17 protein-coding genes and 1 pseudogene are annotated in these 19,053 nt (G+C 40.7%); 13 read left to right on the top strand and 5 right to left on the bottom strand.

Going from position 1 to position 19,053, the window contains the following annotated elements:
* Positions 1-13: 13 nt before the first annotated feature.
* From ACU6U9_RS22355 to ACU6U9_RS22330, 6 genes and pseudogenes are all read left to right on the top strand, one after another.
* Positions 14-700 carry a PspA/IM30 family protein gene (locus ACU6U9_RS22355; protein ID WP_446737158.1) on the top strand — a complete coding sequence of 229 codons (687 nt, stop codon included), beginning with the start codon at positions 14-16 and terminating at the stop codon, positions 698-700.
* 127 nt (positions 701-827) lie between these two features.
* Positions 828-1,559 carry a hypothetical protein gene (locus tag ACU6U9_RS22350; protein ID WP_446737157.1) on the top strand — a complete coding sequence of 244 codons (732 nt, stop codon included), beginning with the start codon at positions 828-830 and terminating at the stop codon, positions 1,557-1,559.
* Between the two features lie 46 nt (positions 1,560-1,605).
* Complete coding sequence (locus ACU6U9_RS22345; RefSeq protein WP_446737156.1) at positions 1,606-3,555, top strand: hypothetical protein; 1,950 nt, start codon at positions 1,606-1,608, stop codon at positions 3,553-3,555.
* A gap of 59 nt (positions 3,556-3,614) precedes the next feature.
* Positions 3,615-8,955, top strand: a pseudogene (locus ACU6U9_RS22340) (DNA repair ATPase).
* Positions 8,952-9,485: a hypothetical protein gene (locus tag ACU6U9_RS22335; RefSeq protein ID WP_446737155.1), complete on the top strand. Its 534-nt coding sequence runs from the start codon at positions 8,952-8,954 to the stop codon at positions 9,483-9,485. The pseudogene ACU6U9_RS22340 and the gene ACU6U9_RS22335 overlap by 4 nt, the downstream one beginning before the upstream one ends.
* Positions 9,486-9,518: 33 nt before the next feature.
* Positions 9,519-9,758: a hypothetical protein gene (locus ACU6U9_RS22330; RefSeq protein ID WP_446737154.1), complete on the top strand. Its 240-nt coding sequence runs from the start codon at positions 9,519-9,521 to the stop codon at positions 9,756-9,758.
* Positions 9,759-9,836: 78 nt separating this feature from the next.
* Here the strand turns inward: ACU6U9_RS22330 and ACU6U9_RS22325 are convergent, their stop codons facing one another.
* Together ACU6U9_RS22325 and ACU6U9_RS22320 are read right to left on the bottom strand one after the other, a co-directional pair.
* Entirely contained in the window at positions 9,837-10,415 is a 579-nt protein-coding gene (locus ACU6U9_RS22325; protein ID WP_446737153.1) for a Maf family protein, read from the bottom strand.
* 99 nt (positions 10,416-10,514) lie between these two features.
* Positions 10,515-11,099 (bottom strand): superoxide dismutase, encoded by a 585-nt coding sequence (locus ACU6U9_RS22320; protein ID WP_446737152.1) that lies wholly within the window; start codon positions 11,097-11,099, stop codon positions 10,515-10,517.
* Positions 11,100-11,333: 234 nt separating this feature from the next.
* Between ACU6U9_RS22320 and ACU6U9_RS22315 the strand changes: the two genes are divergently transcribed.
* Positions 11,334-12,068: a hypothetical protein gene (locus ACU6U9_RS22315; protein WP_446737151.1), complete on the top strand. Its 735-nt coding sequence runs from the start codon at positions 11,334-11,336 to the stop codon at positions 12,066-12,068.
* A gap of 48 nt (positions 12,069-12,116) precedes the next feature.
* Entirely contained in the window at positions 12,117-13,016 is a 900-nt protein-coding gene (locus ACU6U9_RS22310; RefSeq protein WP_446737150.1) for an acyl-CoA dehydrogenase family protein, read from the top strand.
* On the opposite strand, the gene ACU6U9_RS22305 is transcribed toward ACU6U9_RS22310, so the two are convergent.
* Together ACU6U9_RS22305 and ACU6U9_RS22300 are read right to left on the bottom strand one after the other, a co-directional pair.
* A complete protein-coding gene (locus tag ACU6U9_RS22305) occupies positions 13,000-13,440 on the bottom strand; it encodes a hypothetical protein (RefSeq protein ID WP_446737149.1) in 441 nt (146 codons plus the stop codon). The two genes, ACU6U9_RS22310 and ACU6U9_RS22305, sit on opposite strands and share 17 nt — an antisense overlap.
* Positions 13,441-13,478: 38 nt before the next feature.
* Complete coding sequence (locus ACU6U9_RS22300; RefSeq protein ID WP_446737148.1) at positions 13,479-14,006, bottom strand: hypothetical protein; 528 nt, start codon at positions 14,004-14,006, stop codon at positions 13,479-13,481.
* Between the two features lie 112 nt (positions 14,007-14,118).
* Here ACU6U9_RS22300 and ACU6U9_RS22295 point away from each other — a divergent pair, with 112 nt between their 5' ends.
* The 3 genes from ACU6U9_RS22295 (at position 14,119) to ACU6U9_RS22285 (ending at position 16,825) form a co-directional block, all read left to right on the top strand.
* Positions 14,119-14,814: a DUF2846 domain-containing protein gene (locus ACU6U9_RS22295; protein ID WP_446737147.1), complete on the top strand. Its 696-nt coding sequence runs from the start codon at positions 14,119-14,121 to the stop codon at positions 14,812-14,814.
* Between the two features lie 85 nt (positions 14,815-14,899).
* Entirely contained in the window at positions 14,900-16,414 is a 1,515-nt protein-coding gene (locus tag ACU6U9_RS22290; RefSeq protein WP_446737146.1) for a fumarate hydratase, read from the top strand.
* A 75-nt stretch (positions 16,415-16,489) separates the two neighbouring features.
* Positions 16,490-16,825, top strand: coding sequence for a 4a-hydroxytetrahydrobiopterin dehydratase (locus ACU6U9_RS22285; protein ID WP_446737145.1), 336 nt, complete (start codon positions 16,490-16,492; stop codon positions 16,823-16,825).
* On the opposite strand, the gene ACU6U9_RS22280 is transcribed toward ACU6U9_RS22285, so the two are convergent.
* A complete protein-coding gene (locus ACU6U9_RS22280; protein ID WP_446737144.1) occupies positions 16,822-17,115 on the bottom strand; it encodes a hypothetical protein in 294 nt (97 codons plus the stop codon). The two genes, ACU6U9_RS22285 and ACU6U9_RS22280, sit on opposite strands and share 4 nt — an antisense overlap.
* A gap of 183 nt (positions 17,116-17,298) precedes the next feature.
* Here ACU6U9_RS22280 and ACU6U9_RS22275 point away from each other — a divergent pair, with 183 nt between their 5' ends.
* Together ACU6U9_RS22275 and ACU6U9_RS22270 are read left to right on the top strand one after the other, a co-directional pair.
* The gene (locus tag ACU6U9_RS22275) at positions 17,299-18,411 is read left to right on the top strand and encodes a hypothetical protein (RefSeq protein ID WP_446737143.1); all 1,113 of its coding nucleotides are present in this window, start codon (positions 17,299-17,301) and stop codon (positions 18,409-18,411) included.
* Positions 18,412-18,421: 10 nt separating this feature from the next.
* Positions 18,422-19,051, top strand: a complete 630-nt coding sequence (locus tag ACU6U9_RS22270) for a tetratricopeptide repeat protein (protein ID WP_446737142.1) — start codon at positions 18,422-18,424, stop codon at positions 19,049-19,051.
* Positions 19,052-19,053 lie beyond the last annotated feature (2 nt).

The following is a 19,053-nucleotide window of genomic DNA, read 5'->3' as shown; positions in this document are numbered from 1 at the left end:
TTAGGGGAAAAAAATGAAAATTTGGATGAAAATGATTACCGTCCTACGTGGTGGAGCAAATGAGTTGGGCGAGGCAGCGGTAGATGCGCAGGCTCTTCGTATTCTTGATCAAGAGATTCGAGATGCCTCAGAAGAACTGAAAAAGTCAAAAGACAGCTTGGCTGATATAATCGCAAGACAAAAGCTGGCTCAAGAAAAAGCCAATGTTGTCAAATTAGAAATTGAAAAATATGAAGGTTATGCAATACAGGCTCTAGAGAAAAATGATGAGAGCTTGGCATTAGAAGTGGCAGAAAAAATAGCTGGGTTAGAGGCTCAGTTTGAGCAGAATCAAAATTCAGCAACTGAATTTCTGGCCAGTGCTGAGAGTCTTCGATCTGCAATCAATCAAGCGGATCATAATTTGAAGCATCTTAAGCAGCAAATTGATACGGTAAAGGCAACGGAGTCTGTTCAAAAGGCGCAGGCTGCGGTTGCTCAAAGGCACAGTGGTTCTAACTCAAAAATGCGGACAGCAATGGACTCTCTTGAAAGAATTAAAGAGCAGCAGGCATTAAAGTCGGCGAAATTGAGTGCTGCTCAGGAAGTATCCAGTGATAATCCTAGTGATTCATTGCAGGCTAAACTAGAAGAGGCGGGCATCGTGTCGGGTAGTAATACAGCGGCGGATATCCTAGAAAAGCTAAAGAATCGAAAGTAAATAATAGAATGACTGTCTATTTTATCGTATAAAAAATAGACAGTCATATTGTAAGATCAAAACTGTGAATTACGTGACCTAATTCTAGCTTAGAGACTGGTGAGCCTTTACGGTATCAGGTATTCTCTTGCCGGAAATAATACAGCATCATAAAATTCATGCTTTTAATACAGGAGGTATAAGAGTGTTTGCGATTTTATTAACGGAAGGCATGGACCCTTTCTATCAAAATATAACATCTTTCCCCACTGTTATTTTTACATTTCTCTTAATCATTGCTGCATTTTATTGGGCTATCGCGGTATTAGGCGTGGTATCACTCGATATTTTGGATTTTGATTTACCAGAAGCCGAAGCTGACACTGGTTTTGATAACGCCAGTGTACTGGCCGGCGTGATGATGAAATTTGGTTTATATGGCGTACCCGTTACAATCATACTGTCTTTCGTTGTCTTATTTGGCTGGTTGATAAGCTACTACAGTGCCTATCTAATCTTTAGCATAATCCCCAGTGGTTTTTTAGAATTCTTAGTTGGGATTCCCATATTTATTGGCTCTTTATATTTGGCTGTCTTAATAACCTCTGTGCTTATTAGACCGATGAGATCGTTATTCAAAAATGCGATTCAGGAAACCGCTAAATATGTTCTAGGGCAAACAGCAGTAGTAAGAACATCAAGAGTGGATGAGAACTTTGGTGAGGCTGTGATGCAAGATGGTGGCGCAGGCTTAATACTAAAGATAAGAAGTGAAAAAGGCACAACGTTTACCAAAGGTGAAAAGGTTGTTGTTTTTGAATACATAGCAGAAAAAAATGTTTACCGAGTGATTTCTCAAGAAGAGTTTAACGGTAAATAGCATAACTCATAATTAATTTTAATATTATAAAAAAGGAAGTAATGAAATGGCCGATCTAACAGTGCTTATGCCTATTTTGACGGGTGCCTCAATAGTATTCTTAGTTTTAATGGGAATGGCTATATTATTTAAATCATTTTATGTGAAAGTCGATCAAGGTACCGCTTTGATTGTCAACGACATGAGTTCATCACCTAAAGTGCATTTTACAGGTGCGTTGGTTTATCCAATTATCTATAAAAAAGAATTAATGAAAGTATCATTAATCACACTTGAAGTAGACAGACGTGCCAAAGACGGGTTGATCTGTGCCGACAATATGCGTGCCGATATTACCGTTGCATTTTATTTGCGAGTTAATGAAACAACTGAAGATGTTCTTAAAGTAGCCAAATCAATCGGTGCGAGCAGAGCATCTGATAAAGAAGCGGTAAACCAGTTATTTAACGCTAAATTTTCAGAAGCATTGAAGACAGTTGGTAAGCAAATAGAGTTTGTGAGCCTGTTTGAAAACCGTCAAGAATTTCGTGAGAAAATTATTGAAGTCATCGGCGATGACCTTAATGGCTATGTTTTAGAAGACGTGGCAATTGACTATTTAGAGCAAACGCCAAAATCATCATTAGACCCTTCTAATATCTTGGATGCTGAAGGCATCAAGAAAATCACTGAGCTAACGGCAAGACAAAATGTTCATACGAATAATCTTGAACGCGATGAAGAATTAGCGATTAAGAAAAAGAATGTTGAAACCGTAGAGGCCATGCTAGAACTAGAGCGTCAGCAGTCAGATGCAGAAGCGAAGCAAGAGCGTGAAATTACCACCATTCGTGCTCGTGAAGAAGCCGAAACCAAAAAAGTTCAGGAAGAAGAGCGCTTAAAAGCGGATGCAGCAACCATTCAAGTTGATCAAGAATTAGCGGTTAAAACTGAAAATCAACAACGTGAAATTCAGGTTGCGGAGCAGAACCGTCAACGTGCCGTAGCAATCGAAGAAGAAAAAGTAACTCGCGCACGAGACCTTGAAATCGTTTCTCGTGAGCGTGAAGTGGATCTTCAAAAAATTGAAGCTGAAAAAGCCATTGAGATAGAAAAGAAAGAAATTGCCAATGTGATTCGAGAGCGTGTAGTGGTTGATAAAACCGTTGCCATTGAAGAAGAGCGCATTAAAGAAGTTCGTGAAGTTTCTGAGGCGGATCGTGATAAGCAAACCAAAGTACTAGCAGCAGAAGCAAAAGCAGAAGAAGAAAAAATCAAGCAAGTTAAAGCGGCAGAAGCAGAAGAGGCGTCTGCGAAACACAAAGCAGTTGAAATTACGACGTTAGCACAAGCAGACTTAGAAGCCGTCACCAAAGAAGCGGATGCTAAGAAGAAAATGGCTGAAGGTGTTCAAGCTGAACGAGCAGCACCTGGACTGGCGGATGCTAAAGTTCAAGAAGCGAAAGCAGATGCACTAGAAAAAGAAGGTTTAGCTGAAGCGAATGTCATTATCGCAAAAGGTAATGCCGAAGCCGATGCACTGCTAGGCACAGGTAAAGCAGAAGCAGAAGTAACGTCGGCACAAGGCGATGCCGATGCTAAAGCCGCACGTGAAATTGGTTTGGCTAATGCAGAAGTGACTCGTGAGCAATTTAAAGCAGAGGCCGATGGCCTAGTTGATAAGTTCGAAGCGATGAACAATATGAGTGATGATGCTCGCTCCCATGAAGAATTCAGAATGGGACTTGAAGTCGCGCTGAAAGAAGCACTTGCAACGATCGAAGCTGGCAAAGAAATCTCGAAAGAAAATGCTTCTGTTCTAGCCACTGCGTTACAAAAAGCGAAAATTGACATCGTAGGCGGTGAAGACCACTTCTTCGATAACTTTGCTAAATCACTATCTATTGGTAAAGCTGTAGATGGTCTTGCACAAAAAAGTAATGTGATATCGAGCTTGATTAATAAAGTTGTTCAAAATAGTCCAAAAGCCACGAATGAAGATGAAGTGAAAGCTTAAACAGCATTTACGGCGCAATTATGCGCCTTTCATTCTATTAGCGAATAAAGGATTTTGAAATGGATCAGTCTGTTAAAGCAGGCGGCATCGACACGGGTGTAGTGGATGATGCTGTCGCTCAAGGAGGCGCATATGAAGTGATTCGTAAGCGTCTTGTTGAACAGGGTAAAAAATTAGAGCAGGAGACCACTGCTTTAAATGAATCTCGCCTTCAAGAGTTCGGTAATTCTGAACTAAATGTTGTTGCCAGAGTACGAGTTCGAACTGAAAATAACTGTATCGCTAGAGATATAGTACAAGTTGGCAACCAGTTACTGTTTGGCTATAACGTTTTTATCGGATTAAAAAAAGAAACCAAAATTGAAGATGTATTTTCATTGTTCAGCGTTACGCAGAATGATGAAAGTTATGAGATGACACCTGTTTCACTGGATAAATCTTTTTTACGCGAAAGCAGCTTCGTCAACGACTTTGATGAGTTGTATCGTTATTACAAGCATACAAAACTAGTACAGCTATCAGTAAAAGATGGCAAATTATTAGCCGCTTTTCAGATAGGTGAAAGACCAGAAGATTTACGTGTTTTCCGCTGGTCTGTTTCGGCCGATGGCACTGATATTCGTTACATTGATAATCGTGGTGAAAGAGACATTAAGCTACCGCCTTCTTATGATTTCGAATGGCTTGAAACTGCTCGTGAAGATACCGTTTTAGGCCGTTACCCACATGTTAATATATTAGATCAAATTTTTGTTGAAACCATTAATGGTGATTTAACGATAAAAATTGAGAATAACACTGAAAATGGTGCCGGAATTTACAGCGAACCTGTCGATGATGATACTCAGTCGATAGATGATGCATCTATATTTTATTCTAAAGTTGGCAGCTTAATTTTACTTAAAATTAAGCCATATAGAGAAGATATTTGGCGCTATTTTATTTTTAATACACTGACAGATGCGGTGCTAAGAATAGATGCGTTGGGTGAAGCATGTGTTCAACTGCCAGAAGACCACGGTGTAATATTTCCAGGCGGTTACTATTTACAAACGGGTGAGTTTAAAACGTTTGAAAATGAAATAGACAAATTAAAGTTTAAAAGGGCCATTAAGTCTCCTAATGGTGAGGATATCTTGTATGTATTCTATGAGCCTAACGAAGGGGCCGTGGGATTATTTGCATACAATTTAATCGAAAAAGAATTAAAGAATCCTATCTATGGGCATGGTTATGCGCTGGCTGAGAATGGTCAATTAATAATCTTTACGTCTGAGCATGAGCCCACTCGTGTGCATCCGATGCAAATTTGGCAAACCCCTTATATCAGTGATGAATTTGCAAGCCATGCGCCTGTTAGTCAGTCGTTTTTAGGAAAAATTGGTAATGCAGAGCTGGTGCGTGGTGTATCTGATTTGTATACCATATATAGGATGCTTGAAAAGCAGAGCGTATCGTCAAAGTTATATGAAGAAATCAGCAAAAGTGTTTCGAAAATATTCGATGATCATTACTGGCTTGAAAGTAATGAAACCAAAGAGTTAGCTGATATTGTTCGAGATATACTGAAAACATCTGAACTTGTGCTGGATGAATTTGAAAAAGTACAAAGTATACAAAAGCAGTCAGTGAAAACACTGCAGTCTGCACAGAAAAAACAGACAGATTTAATTCAAACAATTCGGCCAGATAACTGGCAGACGGCAGAAGAATTTGTAAATGCGTTAAGTGAAATTCGCCGTCAACGCGGTCACTTAATTACGATCAAAGAGCATCGTTATATCGATGTTGATAAAATTGATGCCTTAAATAAACAACTAGATGAAACAGAAGGCTCCTTGAGTCAAAAAACAGTTGATTTCCTTTCTGATGAAAAAGCGATAGAGCCGTATTTAGAAAAAATTGATAACTTGAATAAAGAAGTCGGTCTAGCAACTACAATATCTCAACTTAATCCATTAATAGAATCAATAGAGTCAACGGCGTCAGGCTTAGATCTACTGTCTGAATTAATGAGTAGTTTGAAAGTTGAAGATCCAACAGTACGAACTCGTATTATTGAATCGGTTTCACAGGTTTATTCAAAGTTAAATCAAAGTAAAGCCAATGCAAAACACAAACAAAAAGGGCTGGGCTCTGAAGAAGCGATTGCCCAGTTTGGTGCTCAGTTTAAGTTGTTTTCACAAAGTATTACAAATGCCTTAGGGTTATCCACTACGCCTGAGAAATGTGATGAGCAGCTATCTAGGTTGCTGGTACAGCTAGAAGAATTAGAAAGTCAATTTAGTGAGTTTGATCAATTTCTTTCCGATATCATGGATAAGCGTGAAGAAATTTATGAGTCATTTGAGGGGCACAAGCAGAGATTACAAGATGCCCAGCAAAGAAAGGCACAATCCATTTCAGATGCCGCTAATCGAATACTAGCAAGTATTGAAAAACGCTCACTGAAATTTACCAAGCCAGATGAATTAAATACGTATTTTGCTTCTGATGCATTGGTAATCAAAGTTAGGGAGCAAGCACAGCAGCTTCGTGAGCTATCTAACGCAGTAAAATCAGATGATATTGAATCACAGTTAAAATCTATTAAAGAGCAAGCATTACGTGCACTGCGTGATAAAACCGACATTTATGAATCTGGTGGTAATGTTATTAAATTGGGGCCAAGGCATCGCTTCTCAGTTAACACACAAGATTTAGATTTAACGATTATCCCCAGAGACGGTGAATTAAATGTACATTTAACCGGTACCAGTTATTTTGAACCAATATTAAACGAAGCGCTTTTATCACTGCGCCAATATTGGGATATTTCATTAGAATCTGAGACAAAAGAGGTTTATCGGTCTGAATACCTCGTTTCATCAATACTAACCTCTGCTAACGCCAGTGGTTCTGAAATCAATCAAGCTGACTTAGTGGGTAGTTTAATCGACCCCATTAAGTTAAATAAATTAGTCAGCGTTTTTGCATCCCCACGCTATAAAGAGGGTTATGAAAAAGGCATACATGATCACGACGCAGCAAAGATACTGGCAGAGTTAATCCCAGCGATTGATCGTGCGGACTTACTTACGTTTGATCCATTGTGCCGGGCGATTGCACAGATATTTTGGGTCAATCAAAAAAATACTGAGCGTACGCTTTCTGTATCCGATAAGCAGTCTAATACGATGCTCTCTGGTGACGATAAAAATAGTCGGTTACCGCTTGCCGGTTGGATAGAGCGAGCTCAGTCTGCAGAAAAAATGAAAACTGTTTTTTCAAATGATAAAGCTTTTACGTTACTTGCTGAAGAAGTGGCTGGTTGTATTGCAGAGTTTATTGATCAGCATCCGATTGATGTGACGCCATTAGATATTGATAGAGCATCAAAATATTTGGTGTCAGAGCTAGCAAGAGAACGACTTGAATTTATTGGCAGTAAATATGCAGTCCAACTGATAGATGAGCTAAAGCGCTCAATGGACGATAGCAGCTGGCGACAATACCAGACGTCATTAACAAAAATGATAGGATGGCCCGCTCAACGTTGGCAGGTATCAACGGCATGGTTAAATGCTCTGATTGAAAATAAAAACTTGCAGCATCTGTCTCGATATGTGCCTGAAGCCGTTGCGCTTTTAAACGCCGATGAAAGAATATCTAGGCGCTTTAGCGAAGTTGATCTTGAATTGAAAATAGAAGGATTACTGGGTGATCACTCGCGAATTGTGAATCAATGTTTATCATTTTCAATTGATGAATTTTTGCTCAGAATGGATCATCACTCAAAAGTGGTGATACCTGCTTATAAACATTATTTAAAATTAAGACAACAAATTATCAATGATGAAAGGTCTGCGCTTAAGCTCGATTCCTTTAAAGCAAAACCGCTCAGCTCGTTTGTGCGCAATAGATTAATAAACGAGTCTTACTTACCATTAATCGGTGATAACTTTGCGAAACAAATGGGCACAGTGGGCGATGAAAAACGAACAGACCTAATGGGTTTGTTAATGATGATCTCCCCCCCTGGTTACGGTAAAACAACGTTAATGGAATATGTTGCCAACCGACTGGGCTTGATTTTCATGAAAATAAATTGCCCGTCTTTGGGTCATGATGTGATGTCGTTAGACCCTGATCAGGCGCCTAATGCCACAGCAAGGCAAGAATTAGAAAAGCTCAACCTAGCACTGGAAATGGGTGAGAATGTCATGCTGTATCTTGATGATATTCAGCACACTCATCCAGAATTTCTTCAGAAGTTTATATCACTTTGTGATGGCACACGACGTATTGAAGGTGTGTGGAAAGGGCAAACAAAGACTTACGACATGCGTGGTCGTAAATTTAGTGTGGTCATGGCCGGTAACCCTTATACCGAGTCAGGCGAAGCGTTTAAGATTCCTGACATGCTTGCTAACCGTGCTGATATTTATAACTTAGGTGACATTTTAGGTGGGATGGATGAGCAGTTTTCATTGAGCTATATTGAAAACTCTTTAACATCGAACCCTGTTCTTGCGCCGTTAGCGACACGAGAAATGGCAGATATCTACAAATTGATTGATATGGCGAAAGGGATGAACGTAGCGGCTACGGACCTTAGCCATCAGTACAGTGGTGCTGAAATCAATGAAATCACCGAAATTTTCAAAAAAATGTTTGTGATTCAAGATGTTGTCTTAAAAATTAATATGCAATATATCGAATCAGCTGCACAAGATGATAAATATCGGGTTGAACCTGGGTTTAAGCTTCAAGGCAGTTACCGAAATATGAATAAAATGACGGAAAAAATATCGGCCGTCATGAATGAAGCTGAATTGATGCAAATGATTAAAGATCATTATTTGGGCGAAGCGCAGCTTTTAACCAACCGGTGCAGAAAGCAATTTATTAAAGCTCTCTGAGTTACGCGGAAACATGACTCAAACGGAACGTGCTCGTTGGGATCAAATTAAAAAAGACTTCCTTCGTAATAAATCACTCGGTGGTGATGACTCTGATGTGGGCGCTAAGGTAGTGACTCAGCTTGCAGATTTGGTTGAAGGCATTGGCCAGATCGGCAATGTAGCGTCAGCCAGTCTCCATAAGCAAAGTAATGTAGATTCTAATAACGCACTAACGGTTAAATCGATTAATGCTGCGGTTATGAATGCCCTTAATAAAATTCAGAAGATAACTGAGAGTAATCAGCCTTCAATTGAAATCGTGAATCAACCTGTACCAGGTATTGATAAAATACTAACCGTTTTGGCCAATACCATTGAACATAGTATTTATCCAATTGTTAAAAGTATGGATAAAAAAATAGATATAGACCTTAAAACCCATGAAAAAATGACGGATATATCTCGTCAATTACGGATGCTAGAGTCTGAGCTTTCTGTACCTAAGGTGAAAAAATGAATTGCCCAAAATGTCAGGGTTATATCTTAGAGCCCACAGAGTTAGAACCCGGTTTGATTGCGTGCGAATGCCCTAAGTGCAAAGGCAGTATTCTACCGCTTATGAACTACCGGTTTTGGTTAGACCAGACGGAATCCCATACAGCAGTGCAATCACCACTGCCTGTTACCGAGGATAATCAGCAAGCCATTGGTTGTCCTAAATGCAGCCGTTTGATGTCTAAATTTAAAATCGGTACGCAAACAAGTCATCGGATTGATGTTTGTAATAATTGTGATGAAGCTTGGTTGGATCAAGGGGAGTGGCATCTACTCAAACATTTAGACTTACACGATAAATTGCCTAAAATTTTTACAGATGCTTGGCAAAGAAATATTCGTATTAAACGCCAGGAAGAATTTGTAAATAATAAGTATATTGATTTATTAGGCGAGCAGGATTTCAATAAGCTATCCGGTTTTAAACAATGGCTTAATGATCATGAATACAAAGAACAAATGAAACAATATTTAATAAATAAAATCAATTAACAAACTAATTTTACTGAATAGTGAGAGTATCTTATGAGCAACAGTAATGATTATTTAGAAATGTCATTTCGTTCAATCAATTGTTTCGCTAATGACGGAAAACTTGATGTTTACGAATTAAATGAAATTGTCGGTATAGCACTTAAAGATGGTGTGGTAGATGATAATGAAAAACGTGTATTGGCCAGTATCATTGCAAGGTTAAATGCAGAAGAATTAGTCGGCGAGCTTGCAGACAACGTGGCCGAATTAAGAGCCGAGCACGGTTTTTAATCCTATTGTTTATCGAATAGTGGTTACAAAAAAGCCAGCATTAGCTGGCTTTAAATTGAGTAGGGGTCAGTTGTGAGGTTAAATCACATGTACTCCAAACTCACCCAACATTTTAATCAACTGAATTAAGGGTAAACCAATCAAAGTATTGGGATCATTACCTTCTAAGCGTTCAAACAAGCTAATACCTAAGCCCTCTGACTTAAAGCTGCCTGCGCAGTTGTAAGGCTCTTCTTTTTTTAGATAGTTTTCGATCTGCCCATCGGTTAATTCTTTAAAATAGACATAGAAGGGCTCAACAGTCTCTTTGTATTGATTTGTGCCGGCATTGAATACACATAAACTCGTATAAAAAGTCACCGTGCGGCCGCTGGCATTTTTTAGTTGCTCTATGGCACCTTCATGATTACCGGGCTTACCAATAATATGGCCATCTAAGGTGGCACATTGGTCACTGGCAATAATAATAGACTGTGGATGGCGCTGTGCTATGGCTTGTGCTTTTGCTTTTGCTAAGCGGGCAACCATGTCTTTGGGTTGTTCATCTTTTAACGGGGTTTCGTCGATGTCAGGACTGTCACAATCGAAGCTTAAATCCAGCTTTTCTAAGAGGACTTTACGGTAAGGTGAGCTTGAGCCTAAAACTAAACGGGCCATAGGAATCTGCCAAAAATGAAATTTGGCTAAGTGTACGGGATTTTGAGCAAAAAAAAACAGGCCCAAAGGCCTGTTCTTCTTTTTAGACTGGGGTCTAAATTACTTAGCCAAGTTTTCGTTCGCGAAGTCCCAGTTTACTAGTGCCCAGAAGCCTTTTAGGTAATCAGGACGTACATTGCGGTAATCAATGTAGTAAGCATGTTCCCAAAGGTCAACGGTCATAAGTGGCGTTAGGCCAGCTTCAGTGATTGGAGTTGCTGCATTAGACGTGTTTACGATGTCTAAAGAGCCGTCTGCTTTTTTAACTAACCAAGTCCAGCTAGAGCCGAAGTTGTTTACAGCAGAGTCGTTGAACTTAGCTTGGAATTCTTCAAAAGAACCAAATGCTGCGTTGATTGCATCTGCAATCGCGCCAGTAGGTACGCCGCCGCCGTTAGGGCTTAGGCTGTTCCAGTAAAAAGTGTGGTTCCAGATTTGAGCAGCGTTGTTGAAAATGCCGCCAGAAGACGTTTTAACGATTTCTTCTAGAGACTTGCTAGCAAGCTCAGTACCTTCAACTAGGCCATTTAGCTTAGTTACGTAGGTGTTGTGGTGTTTACCGTGGTGAAAATCAAGGGTCTCAGCGGAAATATGTGGCTCTAAAGCATCTTTTGCATAAGGTAGTGCTGGTAGTTCGAACGCCATGTTGGGCTCCCGTTATTATGGTTGGACTCTCATCATCAATACTTACGAGGTGTTATTCGTAAGTACCTAAAAATAGGTGAGTGAATAATAGCACTAGAACCACAGGCTTTCTATTGATCTGCTGGACTAATGAATTGCTCATTGTGAACAAATTAACCAAAACAGTGACACTGACTTGCCAAATATCAACTAACTGCCACAATAGCCAAAATTCAAGATAATTTTATAGCCCTTATGAATAAAGACAAAGAACCAGAACAGTTAGCATCCATAGCAATGAGCCGCGAAGAAATTGCGAGTCGTCAGCGTTCGACGGGTAAATTTAAAGCCCCCGCGTCCAGCGGTGGATCGTCCGGTGCCTCAAAAGTCTTATGGGCATTATCGGTCTTTTCCCTGATTTTTTGTGTGGGTTTATTGGTCGAACTTTATAACGTAAAAAAACAGTCTGAATTACAATTACAGGCACTCACGATTTTACAAGATAAATTAACATCGACGGATGAGCAGGCAAACTTATCTGTGGATGCAGTGAAAATTTTACTTAGAGAGCAAGACCATGAAATAAGAAAATTATGGGACCTTGCCAATAAGCGTAACAAAGTTGATATCAGTAAAAATACAGGTCGTCTTACAGCGCAAAGTAAACTGATAACCAAGCAAAGCAGTAAAATGGATGCCCTTAATAAAAACGTAGCTCAACTAGAAAAAAATACAGCCAAACAAATTCAAACGGGTTTAAAACCGATCAGCGCAGAAATGGAACAAACAAAAACCAATGTCTTATTACTTGAGACAAAATTGGATTCAGGTTTATCAGGCTTACCAAAAAACATTAGCAAAACACTTGATGAGCACGGTAAGGGCATCAAAGCAATGGATGCGACACGCTTGCAATTGATGCGTCGAATACAAGCACTTGAAAAAGAAATAAAATCACTTCAAACCCCCGCACCTGCTGCTCAGCCTTAATTGAGCAGTATGAAATAAAGCCCTAATAGGGCTTTTTTTGGATTTAATATGCATATGTCTTTCGAAGATCAGTTAGCTCTGCCCTGTTATAGCGATTTTGATGAATTCTCACGTGTGGTTTTATCCTATGATAAAACCAAGAGTCTTGAGGCGGTATTAATGCTCGGATTACGTTGCTCTAATTTGTCTCAGGCATTTGCGTTAGCTTATCGTTGTGCTTTGCAATCTTTGTTGCCGCAATTAAATCAAAGCCAGTGGGCCGCTATGTGTGTCACCGAAAGCCAAGGTAATCATCCTAGAAATATCCAGGCTCATATTAATCAAGATGGCAGTGTCACTGGCGAAAAGAGTTTTGTCACCATGGCAGGCTTGGCCGAGCAGTTGTTAGTGATCGCTAAAGCACAGGGTGAGCAAAAAGATGATTCGCGCCCAGTATTAAAAGCCGTGTTAGTCGATTATCAGCAAGCAGGGGTAAGTGTTGCGCAAATGCCCGCCATGAAAATGTTGTCTGATATACCCCATGGCATATTAACGCTGAACAACGCTGCGTGCGATATTTTAACGGGTGATGGCTATTCGGATTACAGCAAACTTTTTAGAGTATTAGAAGATGCCCATATTTTAATGGCAGCCAGTAGTTTTATCTTAAATCAAGCGTATCGAGCAGGGCAGGTTGATGTGGTGGCAAAAGCTTTGGCCATGGTTGGTTTACTTAATGGAATACCACTGGTATCAAATCCTTGGGTGCACTTGCAGCTTGCGCAGGGATTTGATCAGTTTTTACAGTTATGTGAGATGTTTGAGCAAGAACTCCCTAAATATAATGGGGCTGTTTCTGATGCGTGGTTTGTGGATAAAAAATTATTTTCGATTGCATCAGGTGCACGAAAAACGCGTACAGAAAAGGCATTGCATTGGGTAGCCGCTAAGTCTAGGGGCGAGGTGTAGAGACTAAACCACCTTGGTTTATGACGCCATTTGTATAATGGCTACCGTAGCTTGACTCATAATAGGTATTAACAGGAATATTATTTTGCACTTGTATGGTGGGGGCTCGGCGCTCTTCTAGCGTATTTTGATTCTCTTTTAACGACAGAATCTCTTCTTCACGGGCATCGGGAATAAGTGCAGTCGTTTCTCCCTGCATATCTAAACGAGTTTCATCCAGCTCATTCAAGTCTAAGCGGTTTAGCTCAATGCTTTGTGCCGTGGTGCGCTTATAGCGATAAGTGCTGCTGTAGTCATAATGATGTGGGCGTTCTTTTGCTTGATTAACGGCATCAATTAAATCATTGGCATAATAATTATCCATAGGTTCAACGCCATGGCTGTTTATACTGATGAATATTAAAATAAATAATAACGTCTTCATAAATATCTATTCTTATTGTTTGGTTAGATGCTAAACAGCTACGGCCTTGGTGTGCTGGTAATTGTACCATTCGTGGTTAAGTTATTCGTTCTTACTGTATCGCCACGAGGAAATTCGTGAAAAATTTCAGCTGTGAACTTTGCATTACTCTCTGGGATAGCTGGTGGGGCTTGTCGCGTTATTTGTGTTTCTTGATTCGGTTTTGTTTGCTCTAAATTCTTTTGCAAAGTTTGCGCTTGCGCGTCACCTGGAATATTGTCAGGCGTGCTGACTTTACCCGCGGCAGTAGGTTGCAGTGCGCCTTCTAGGCGTTCTTGTTCAAGTGCTTGGCTGCCAAGCTTAGGCAAATCAAATGACTGCGATGTAGTGCGGTTGTACCAATAACGATTGGCATAATTAACGTTCCGATCATTTTGCTTTGCCTCTAAAATAGCGGCGTTAATGTCATTGCCATAATAATCTTCTCCCATACGAATGCTGTCTTCAGCCAAAGCAAAGGGAAGTAATAAGCATATTGGGAAGAACAACAGCAATATCTTGCCACTTTTGATTAAAATTCGTTCCATGATGTGAAATTCCAGTCGCACTTATTTTGTTATTTTTTGTAATTATGTCATCATACCGGAATATTTAAAGCGTGTTACCTCTTCGCTAGTAAGAGGCGCATAGAGTCTAAAAATGATAAAAATAATAACGACCATTTTTGCAACACTCGTACTAATTTCTACGTCTGGCTGCTTACACATATACCAATCCATCGGACATAACTTTGGGGCTTATATCGCCACGGTTTCTGGTAAGGAGTATTCCCAAGTGGGCAATCGCTGGGATTATGAAAACAAAGCCTTGTTGTATGTTTATCGCCCTAATAGCGAATGGGCTGCCGACGAAATTGAAGCGCCAAGCTTTTATTTAGAAGACGAGCGTGTCTTTAATATTCGTGCCAATGGTTACACTTGGTTTGAACTTGAGCCGGGTGAATATGAAGTGGTCATGCGCCGCCCATTAATGGGCTTAGAAGGCATTGCAACAGATAGCTTTGAATTTGACCTTAAGCGGATTGCTCAAATGAACTTAGCGGTTGAAGCCGATAAAGTATATTTCTTACGTTACAGCGAAATTGACCCGCCACAACCCGAGCATCAAACCATAAAAGAAGACATCCCCTTAGGCGATGGCCCGCTCATGCTGGTATCAACAGAGTTAGCCCATACCGAATTAGCGGTGACTCGCATGCTGCCAGAAGGAGGGCGTTTCATTAAATCGAAAGGCCCACTTAGTGAAGATGAGCTTGAAGAAGTGTTCGATAGCCGTGTTATTGATTTAAGTAACGAAGAGCCAGAAGACACAAATACAATGAAATGGTGGTGGTAATCGCTTCTGCGGTTACGTCATTTTAAGCCACCATGCTACAATATCCCCACAACTATTATTAAATTGATTATTGAGAGACCCTGCCATGACTGTGATCAAGCAAGAAGATCTGATCCAGAGTGTTGCTGATGCCCTTCAGTATATTTCGTACTATCACCCACTCGACTTCATTAAAGCAATGGAAGAAGCCTACGAGAAAGAAGAGAGCCAAGGCGCGAAAGATGCCATTGCTCAAATTCTAATCAACTCCCGTATGTGCGCCATGGGCCACCGCCCAATCTGTCAAGATACCGGTATTGTGACCGTATTTTTGACCATTGGCATGGATGTAAGATTTGAAGATGCCACCATGGATGTAGAAGCCATGGCCAATGAAGGCGTGCGCCGTGCTTACTTGCTGCCGGATAATATTTTACGTGCATCTGTATTAGCGGACCCTGATGGCAAACGCGAAAATACCAAAGACAACACACCAGCCGTTATTCATACCAAGTTAGTACAAGGTAATACGGTTGATGTACATGTGGCAGCCAAAGGCGGCGGCTCTGAAGCTAAGTCAAAATTTGCCATGTTGAATCCATCTGACTCAGTGGTTGATTGGGTATTAGAACAAATTCCTAAAATGGGTGCCGGTTGGTGTCCACCAGGTATGCTTGGCATCGGCATTGGCGGTACGGCTGAAAAAGCCATGATGATCGCCAAAGAAGCACTGCTTGAGCCAATCAATATCAAAGAGTTGCAAGCTCGTGGTGCGCAAAACCGTTCTGAAGAATTGCGCTTAGAATTATATGAAAAAGTAAATAAGCTCGGTATTGGCGCACAAGGTCTTGGCGGTTTAACCACTGTTTTAGATGTAAAGGTTGCTGACTACCCAACGCATGCGGCAAATAAGCCCGTGGCGATCATCCCAAACTGTGCAGCAACGCGTCATGCACATTTTGAACTAGATGGCTCAGGCCCGGCTCAATTAGAGGCGCCAAAACTAGAAGACTGGCCTGAAATCACGTGGGAAGTAGGCGAAAGCGTACGTCGTGTTAACTTAAACACCATTACCCGTGAAGAAATGAAAGAATGGAAGCCAGGCGAAACGATTTTATTGAATGGTAAAATGTTAACTGGGCGTGATGCGGCTCATAAACGCATGGTCGATATGATCGAAAAAGGCGAAGAGTTGCCAGTTGATCTTAAAAACCGTTTTATCTATTACGTAGGCCCAGTTGACCCTGTTCGTGATGAAGTGGTGGGACCAGCTGGCCCAACGACTGCAACACGCATGGATAAGTTTACTCGTACGGTATTAGAAAAAACGGGCTTAATGGGCATGATTGGTAAAGCTGAGCGTGGCCAAATTGCGATCGATGCCATTAAAGACAATCAAGCGTCTTATTTAATGGCCGTTGGTGGTGCCGCCTACTTGGTATCACAAGCCATTAAAAACGCCGAAGTGGTTGGTTTTGCAGACCTAGGTATGGAAGCCATTTACGAATTTGACGTAGTGGATATGCCCGTAACGGTTGCCGTTGATGTGAACGGTACGTCTGTTCATAAAACAGGGCCGCAAGAGTGGTATGCAAAAATTAATGCGAAAGAAGTGAGCTAAACTTTACTGACATCGTATCAAGAAAGGGGCTTACGCCCCTTTTTTATTGGGCATTTAAAATCCAAGGAGCAAAAGATGTTATCGCAAGAAAGTTGTGAAGCGTGTCGTGCGGATGCGCCAAACGTGACGGATATTGAATTAACCGATTTTATGCCGGCCATACCTGAATGGCTTAATATAAATGAAGAAAGCGTTGCGAAGTTGCGCCGTAGCTTTGCTTTTAAAAGCTACAAGCAAGCGCTTAGTTTTACCAATGATCTGGCTTATTTAGCCGAGCAAGAAGATCATCATCCCGATATTTTATTACAATGGGGGAAAGTAACCGTTACATGGTGGACGCATAAAATTAATGGGTTACACAAAAACGATTTTATCATGGCTGCCAGAACAGACGCATTATACAAACACTAACGGCTGAGTCTTAATGTATCGACTTTAAGTACTCGACCTTCACAGCCGCTTGTGATTACGGTGAGTAACAGCCCACTTTTAAGTGCTTCAATCGCCATTAAAAAGCGTCTTTGCGCGACCGTGTCATACTCACTGTATACGCGATAAACATTAGATGGCTTACCGCCACAGTTGTGTATCTTATTAGCCGAATGAATATCAAACGGCGCTTCTTCATCATCGACTCTTTGTTCTAAGCCGCTCACTGACAAGCCTTTTACTGCACGTTCATTTCCCCAAGCATTGGTCATAAAAGCGCAGACGCAGAGAATAATCATTAGTCGATGTAAAAACATTGTTGTCCTAATTTCAAGTCATCTTATCCTTATCTAAGTATCGACGTAAAAGCTGAAAACTAAAGGATTTTAACAACTAAACATAGCGTGTACTCATGCTTGAGCTATGCTTTGTAATTGAGTGTATGGCGAAAATGGATGATGCCAAGGATGAAGCAGGACAACGGACTTTACTCGAATAAATATGTAATTTTATCGGCGCTATTCTTTATATTATGCGCCATATTTTCGTCGTATGCCTTTTCTGAAACCCGAGTAGTGACATCAGATGTTCCCGGTTTTGGATTGCCCCCTACCATGTATGCTGGCTTTTCTCGTCTATTAGATGACGAAAGTATCCTTGTACCCGAAGAGTTATTAGATGTTGATAAAAACATCAAACGTATCGCATTTTATTTTAATGGCGATCGCCTGCATCGAAAAATCCCAAAACAAGTTCACTTAATGATTGAGAATAAATTGCTTGGCAAGTTCATGGGGTTAGGCCGATTTGAAGTGATCGATTGCATTGAGTGTCGTACTACCCGCGTTAATTTCGAAGACTCTCGTATGCTGATTAGCCAGAGTGCGCAAAGTAATCAGGACTTACGTGATTTATCTAAAGATGTGCGAGCGGATGCTTTTTTGTTATGGAGCGCCAGTGTGCATGAAGACAAATTCACTATTAATTTACGATTAGTCAGCGCAAAGAGTAATGAACTGGTTTGGTTAAAAGAATATGCGAAAAAAACCACACGTGAACAAGAAGAGCTTGAATTTGAAAGTATCGAAATGGAAATGGTGGTCAGCTCATGGGGATTGGCCGCAGAGCGTGATGGCGTTGGAGCTGTCGAAGATGCCACGCTCAGTGGCGTGACCGCTTTTGGAATTCGACGCCGAGAATACACCACTTTAAATAAGGATGTGGAATACAGTTTGGGCGTTGAATATTTTAGGAACTTCTCAAGCAGTGATGAATTTGATGTCAGTGGTTTTAATTTAGAAGGGCGAATATTTGTTAATATTTCTGCGTTAAAGGATTGGGTTAATACCAAGGCCTACGTAGGAATCGGCCAAGCCTTTTTCAGCGGCAGTCACGGTTTGATGATGAAATTCGGTTTAGAGTTTCCATTTGTGACTAATGGCTTTATGGCGATTGGAGCCGTGTACTTGGTTAAAGAAGATGTTGAATGGGATAGTAATGCCGATTATGAAGACAGCTCTGAATTTGGTGGTGCTGGTTTGGACTTAACCCTCGGCTATCGGTTCTAAGGAATAAAATATGAAAACCATTTTATTACTCCTGTTTATAATGGTCACTTGTTTAAGTGGCTGCTCGATTGAACAGCTGGCCATGGAAAAAGATCCATTTATGGAGCAAAAACCAGCAGAAGACATCGATCCTTTAAATTCAGAGAGTGCGGAATACGCAAAAAACAATCATGGTGTTGTCAACATACACCGCCATGGTCCTGGTTATGATGTCATGATGATGCTGAATGCAGGCGAAAGCGATATTATCTTCAGCATGGATTTACCTGTAGGTGGCGCAACCTATATGCCAGAAATTTCAGAGCAAATGAAAGCACATCGAAAAAAAGGCAAGGGTTCTGATAACGCTGAAGAAGAGAATGATTTTTTTAATGAAAAAGCCTTATCACTTTTCTCTGATGCGACAAAACATATGCTCAGTGCACAGGCTTTGTTTTATCGTAAATCGTATTGGAAAGCACTCGAGCAAACGAACAAAGCAATGTCTCTAGTGCCTGCGTCTGCACAGGCTTATGCTTTGAAAGGCAGTATTTATTACAAAATGGGCCGTAAAAAAGAAGCCAAAGTATCATGGCAGCAAGCATTGCAATTAGACCCTTCTTTAACGGAAGTTAAAGAGAGTTTAAAGCTCGTTAAGTAGGG

This window comes from Pseudomonas sp. HK3 (assembly GCF_052920985.1).
The sequence above is the reverse complement of the archived record's forward strand: the minus strand, read 5'-3'. Positions and strand labels throughout refer to the sequence as shown.